Source organism: Ochrobactrum sp. SFR4, assembly GCF_019730395.1.
GTDB lineage: Bacteria > Pseudomonadota > Alphaproteobacteria > Rhizobiales > Rhizobiaceae > Pseudochrobactrum.
In genome coordinates this window covers 1-430 of record NZ_JAAPBB010000231.1, presented here as the reverse complement: position 1 = coordinate 430, position 430 = coordinate 1, and the positions used below count along the sequence as shown (strand labels likewise).

At 50.5% G+C, this 430-nt stretch carries 1 protein-coding gene; it reads left to right on the top strand.

Annotated features, from left to right (window positions below; genetic code table 11):
* The coding region (locus HBA93_RS18760; protein ID WP_286202054.1) for an ABC transporter substrate-binding protein at positions 1–430 on the top strand (430 nt) is incomplete at both ends.

Sequence of the window (430 nt, the reverse complement as noted above, 5' to 3'; positions counted from 1 at the left end):
ACTCTGCGGCTGGCTCTGCACTCCGATATCGGCAGTAAAAATCCGGGCGTGAACCGTGATGGTCCATCAGATATGGTTCTGGCGCATGTGGTTGAAGGTCTGGTCGCCTATGGCGAAGACCTGACCATTAAGCCGATGCTGGCCGAGAGCTGGACCAGCAATCCGGAAGCAACAGAATATGTGTTTCATTTGCGCAAAGGCGTAAAATTTCACAATGGCGGTGAAATGAAGGCCGAGGATGTTGTCTGGAATTTCAAGCGTTATTTGAATGCAGAAACCGATTTCCAATGTACCGACCGCTATAATGGTACCATCGGCGCTGCGATTGAAGATGTGAGCGCTGCGGATGATTATACGGTTACGGTGAAATTCAACGCACCGGCTCCGAATTTTCTGATGACGCTGGCGACAATTCAGTGCACACCATGGA